The 1,564-nt window shown below is 72.7% G+C and carries 3 protein-coding genes; 2 read left to right on the top strand and 1 reads right to left on the bottom strand.

Annotated features, from left to right (window positions below; translation table 11 throughout):
• Positions 1-519 (bottom strand): M14 family zinc carboxypeptidase (locus tag AOJ26_RS39775; protein ID WP_267889457.1); only part of this gene is annotated, 519 nt, incomplete at its 3' end.
• A 315-nt stretch (positions 520-834) separates the two neighbouring features.
• On the opposite strand from AOJ26_RS39775, the gene AOJ26_RS44780 reads away from it, so the two are divergent.
• Entirely contained in the window at positions 835-1,284 is a 450-nt protein-coding gene (locus AOJ26_RS44780) for a hypothetical protein (protein WP_234358797.1), read from the top strand.
• Positions 1,284-1,564: HesA/MoeB/ThiF family protein (locus tag AOJ26_RS44785; protein WP_234358796.1), on the top strand; the 281-nt coding region annotated here is incomplete at its 3' end. The genes AOJ26_RS44780 and AOJ26_RS44785, both read left to right, overlap by 1 nt.

Genomic DNA, 1,564 nt, shown 5'->3' on the forward strand with positions numbered 1-1,564 from the left:
GGCGCCGCCGAACTCGATGCCGTGCAGGGTGAACTGGGCGACGGGCCGCAGCTCGTCGAGGAGCCGCAGAAGCGCGGCCGACTCGGGCATCGGCCTGCCGGGCGGCACGGGCAGGGACTCCGGCTGGCGGGCGAACGCGGGCCGGTAGAAGTAACGGTGACACTCCGTCAGTGCCGGGTCCGGCTGCTCCGGCTGCCAGCCGTGCGCGAGGTCGGCCCCGTCGGGGTCGAGGCAGAGCAGGAAGTGCCAGGTGCAGCCGAGGGCTTCGAGCACGCGGGGCCGGCCGGCGAACAGCGCGGCGAGCCGCAACGCCGAGGCCCCGCCGACCGGTTCGTTGGCGTGGGCGCCGGCGACGGCCAGGACGTGGCGGTCGCCGTGTCCGGCGGACAGCAGCCACAGCGGGCGGCCGGCCCGGCTCGTGCCGACCTGGTCCAGCCGCAACAGGCCGGGGGCGGCGCGGACCAGCGTGCGGGCCCTTCGCTCCAGTTCGTCGACTGCCGGATAGAGCGAAGTCCGCACGCCGGTCCTCCGAACGCTGGTGGTCCGATCAAGCACCCTGGGAATTACTGTCCCCAGTGGTCTCTTTCTTGTCCAGCGGGCGAATCACGATCTTGACGGTCATGTGAGCTCCTCTCAACTGCCGCCGTTGCCGCCGCTGTCCCCCGTGGTCTCCTTCTTGTCCAAGGGGCGGATCACGATCTTTGTCGGCATCGCAACTCCTCGTTTCAGTACGGGATTTGACCTTTCCGAAGCGATCGCTGACCGCTCTTGTCAAGGCTGTGCCGATGGGGTCAGAGTGTCAAGAAGGTGTACGTGTAAAGGGGAGGGGCCCCGGTGGCGGATACGGCGGCGGTGACGGTCGAGTCGTTCGGGCGCCCCCGGATCAAGCCCGAGCACCGCGCCTACCGCACCGTCGACGGGAACGTCCGCGTCGGCAGCGTGATCCACGGCATCGGCGCGGAGATCGCGGACCCGCAGGGCTGGGTGTGGACGCTCGTCGAGGCGATGGACGGGACGCGGGGACCGTCGGAGGTGGTCGCCGAGGTCCTGCGCGCGCACCCCGCACTGACCGACGCGGACGCCCGCCAGGCGATGGCGGACCTGCTGGCCGCCGGTTTCGTGGACGACGCCGGGGCGTCCGTGCCGGTGCCGCCCCGCGAGGAGGACCGCTACAGCCGCGGTGTCCCCCTGCTCCGCTGGATGGACCTCGCCCCGCGCGCCAGCCCCTGGGCGCCAGCCCCTGGGACGCCCAGCTCCGGCTGCGCGGGGCCCGGGTCCTCCTGATCGGTGTCGGCGGCACGGGCGGCCACGCGGCCCAGGCCCTGGTCGCGTCCGGGGTGGGCCACGTCCACTGCGTCGACCCGGACGTGGTCGAGCTCTCCAACCTCAACCGCCAGCCCCTGTACCGGGAGTCCGACCTCGGCCGCCCGAAGGTGGAGGCGGCGCTGACGACCCTGCGGGCACTGAACTCGGACGTGACGGTGACCGGGGAGCGGAGGGAGGTGACGGGCCGGGAGGACCTGACGGAGCTGCTGGCCGGACCACCGGGGGCAGGGCGACCGGG

This window comes from Streptomyces sp. NRRL B-24085 (assembly GCF_001282115.1).
GTDB lineage: Bacteria > Actinomycetota > Actinomycetes > Streptomycetales > Streptomycetaceae > Streptomyces.